The organism is Mycetocola sp. (assembly GCF_046716805.1).
GTDB lineage: Bacteria > Actinomycetota > Actinomycetes > Actinomycetales > Microbacteriaceae > Mycetocola_A.
Genome location: NZ_JBKJWH010000105.1, coordinates 1 through 3,642 on the forward strand (window position 1 = coordinate 1; position 3,642 = coordinate 3,642).

At 68.1% G+C, this 3,642-nt stretch carries 4 protein-coding genes; all 4 read right to left on the reverse strand.

Features of this window, described 5'->3' with window-relative positions; genetic code table 11:
* Positions 1-1,096: alpha/beta fold hydrolase (locus tag ACLQ62_RS08335; protein WP_411721178.1), on the reverse strand; the 1,096-nt coding region annotated here is incomplete at its 3' end.
* Between the two features lie 37 nt (positions 1,097-1,133).
* A complete protein-coding gene (locus tag ACLQ62_RS08340) occupies positions 1,134-2,276 on the reverse strand; it encodes a DNA polymerase III subunit delta' (protein ID WP_411721179.1) in 1,143 nt (380 codons plus the stop codon).
* 47 nt (positions 2,277-2,323) lie between these two features.
* On the reverse strand, positions 2,324-2,959 hold the full coding sequence (gene tmk / locus ACLQ62_RS08345; protein WP_411721180.1) for a dTMP kinase: 636 nt from the start codon (positions 2,957-2,959) through the stop codon (positions 2,324-2,326).
* A partial coding sequence (locus ACLQ62_RS08350; RefSeq protein WP_411721181.1) for a topoisomerase C-terminal repeat-containing protein occupies positions 2,959-3,642 on the reverse strand: 684 nt, incomplete at its 5' end. The genes tmk and ACLQ62_RS08350, both read right to left, overlap by 1 nt.

Here is a 3,642-nt window from a genome sequence, read left to right on the forward strand (position 1 = left end):
CGGCGCTGCCGTTCATGACGGATGCCAGCATCTCGCTAAGTAGCGGCCATGCTTCCCCCGCCGGGATGTACAGCGGATAGATGATGGCGGTGAGCAGCGAGCTGGACCCCAGCATCCGTCCGTCGACGTTCTTGATCGGCGTTTCGTCGACGGATGCCATCAGGTCGCCGATGGAGGACAGTGCCTCCTCGGTGCTGCCGGTGAACGGGCAGTCGCGTGACACGAGGCAATCGTCGAGGTATGCGGCAAGGGCGCTTTCAAAACCCTTCGCCTGGGTCTCGTTCACCTCGTAGATGCTCGATGCCGGGTCGATCGCACCATCGAGCACGAGCCGGCCGGTCTTTTCCGGGTAGAGCTCGGCGTAGGTCGCGCCGAGGAAGGTGCCGTACGAGTAGCCGAGATAGTTGAGTTTCTTGTCGCCGAGCACGGCACGGAGAAGGTCGAGGTCTCGCGCGGCGCTGACGGTGTCAACGAACTCGAGCGGCGCTCCGGTGTTTTGGGCGCACGCGGTCGCGAACTCCTCGGCGCTTGCTCTGATTTCGGCGATCCAGGCGTCACTGCCACGTTCCGCGTCGACGACGCCGTAGAGGTACTGGTCCATTTCGGCGGGGTCGAGGCACGAGACCGCGGTCGACCGGTTCACGCCGCGCGGGTCGAAGCCGACGATGTCAAAGTTCGCCTGCAGTCGGGCGTCGGTGGCGTAGTCGATGCTATCGGCGATGAAATCGAATCCGGACGCGCCGGGTCCGCCCGGGTTGACCAGAAGCGACCCGACCGGGTCACCGCCCGCCGGTTTCCGAATCAGGGCGAGTTCGATCTCGCCGGCTTCGGGGTCCTCCCAGTTCATCGGGGCAGTCGCTGTTGTGCACTGCATACCGTCGTTGCAGGGTTCCCAGACCAGCTGCTGTTCGTAGAACGCGCCCACGTCCGCGGCGACGTCTTCGCCGGTGGGGGTGGAGGTCGCCTCTGGGGTTGGGAAGAACGCGGTGACACATCCGCTCACCGTGAGCGCGAGCCCGACGGACAATGCGAGAAGCGCCATCCGGGTGTGTCGGCGGATGGTCGCGGTCGGGCTGGTCGCGGTCGGGCTAATCACTGAGAAGTCTCCACTGCAGGATCGGGGGTGGCGCAGATCATCGGATCGCCGTGACCAGCATGGCTTCGAGGGCCAGCGCCGGGGCGACGTTACCTTCGATGCGCTGGCGGGCCTGCTGGATGGCATCCATCGTCGCCATCGTCGCAGCGGGCGTGCTCTCCGAGCCGGCGGCGGTCAGCGCGGCGGACAGCTCACGGTTGATGATCGTTTCGGAGCGGCCGAGTTGCAGCATGATGATGTCGCGGTACAGCGAGAGCAGATCGACGAGGATGCGGTCGAGCCCGTCGCGCAGGCTGCGCGTCGCCCGACGTTTCTGGTCCTCTTCGAGGCCGCGGATCTGGGAGCGCAACGCCGGCGGCAGGGTCTGCCCCGGTTCGACCCCGAGAGAACGGAGGGCGTGCTCACGCTCCTCCGCATCGCGCTGCTCGGTGTACGCCTTCGCGTCGTCGCCGGCAATGGCGAGCATCCGGGCGGCGGCGAGCACAGCATCGGACACCGAACGGATGCCGAGGGCCGCCGTCAGCGTCTCGTCGCGCCGGGCGCGGGCACCGGCATCCGTCGCCAGCCGGTGAGCCATCCCGACGTGCGACTGAGCCTGACGGGCCGCCCGTTCGGCCAGCTCGGCATCGACGCCGTCGCGGCGGACGATGAGTTCGGCGACCTCGGCGACGTCGGGAACACGCAGGCGGATGGCGCGGACCCGGGACCGGATCGTCGGGATGAGGTCGGCCTCGCTGGGCGCGCAGAGCACCCACACGGTGCGCTCCGGTGGTTCTTCGAGCGCCTTGAGCAGCACGTTCGAGGTGCGTTCCGCCATCCGGTCGGCGTCTTCGATGACCATCACCCGGTAGCGGCCGACCGCAGGGGAGAACTGGGAGCTGCGCACGAGTTCGCGCACCTCATCGATTTTGATGATCACGTTCGGCGTGGCGAGGACGGTGAGGTCAGGGTGGGTGCGCGCGTCGACCTGCGCCGCGGTGACCGGGTCACCGTCGGGGTCGCGGCTGAGCAGCGCGGCGGCGAACGCGTAGGCGAGGTTGGAACGCCCGGATCCCGGCGGGCCGGTGATGAGCCAGGCGTGGGTCATGGCACCGTGGGCTTCTCCCCCGCGGTCGGCGGCGGCGTCGCGCAGCAGCGAGACAGCGTCGCTCTGCCCGATGACATCGTCCCAGTTGGCCATGCCTCAAGCCTACCCGCGACCGCTGACGCGCTCCCGCTGTGGCGCGGCTACAGCAGCGTCGCGACCCGCGAACGGATGTTGTCGGCGAGCGTCGCGACGGCATCCGTTGCATCGAGGATGAGGAAGCGGTCAGGCTCGGCCTCGGCCAGCTCCAGGTACACCTGCCGGACCCGGCGGTGGAACGAGGATGCCTCAGCCTCGAGCCGGTCGAACCGGGTTCGGGCCGTGTCCAGGCGCAGGCGCGCGGTGTCCTCGTCGAGGTCGAGCAGCACGGTCAGGTCGGGCAGAAGTCCGCCGGTCGCCCACACCGACAGGTCGCGGACCTCGTCCATGCCGAGGTCGCGCCCGGCACCCTGGTAGGCGACGGACGAGTCGATGTACCGGTCCTGAAGTACCACAGCTCCCCGCTCGAGGGCTGGCCGCACTTTGGTCGCGATGTGGTGTGCCCGGTCGGCGGCGTAGAGCAACGCTTCGGCACGCGGGGCGATGTCGCCCCGGTGGTGCAGCACGATCTCGCGGATCTCGATTCCGACCTCGGTGCCGCCGGGTTCCCGGGTGCGCACGACCTCTCGGCCCTGCCCCAGCAGCCAGGACTCGAGCTCCGCGGCCTGCGTGGACTTGCCCGAGCCGTCACCACCCTCGAGGGTGATGAACAGCCCGGGGTACGAATCCGTCCGGCCCATTACTCTGCCGCAGCCGGCTTCGCAGCCGGCTTGCGTGTGGCAGGCTTTCTCGCCGTGGCCGTGGAGACGCCAGTCTTCGACGCCGCAGCAGTCTTCTTCACGGCGGCAGCCGTCGGCTTCTTCGCGGCGGGCTTCTTCGCGGCAGGTTTCTTGGCCGGCGCTTTCTTGGCTGGCGCCTTCTTGCGCGGAGCGGCGGGGCCCTTGGCTCGTTTGTCGGCGAGCAGCTGAACGGCACGGTCGAAGTCGACATCCTCGACCGACTCCGCCTTCGGGATCGTCGCGTTCGTCTCACCGTCGGTGACGTACGGCCCGAACCGGCCGTCCTTCACCTTGATCGGCTTGCCGCTGACCGGGTCGGCCTCGAATTCCTTGAGCGCGCTCGACGCACGGCGGTTGCCGTACTTCGGCTGCGCGAAGATCTCGAGCGCCGCCGGCAGCTCGATCTCGAAGATCTGGTCTTCGTTCTCGAGCGAACGGGAGTCGGTGCCCTTCTTCAGGTACGGACCGAACCGGCCGTTCTGCGCGGTGATCTCGGCACCGCTCTCCGGGTCGAGACCGACGACACGCGGAAGCGACAGCAGTTTGAGCGCTGTGTCGAGATCGATCGCATCGAGCGACATCGACTTGAAGAGGGATGCCGTCCGCGGCTTGACCGCGGCGGCCTTCTTCTTCGCTGGGGCCTT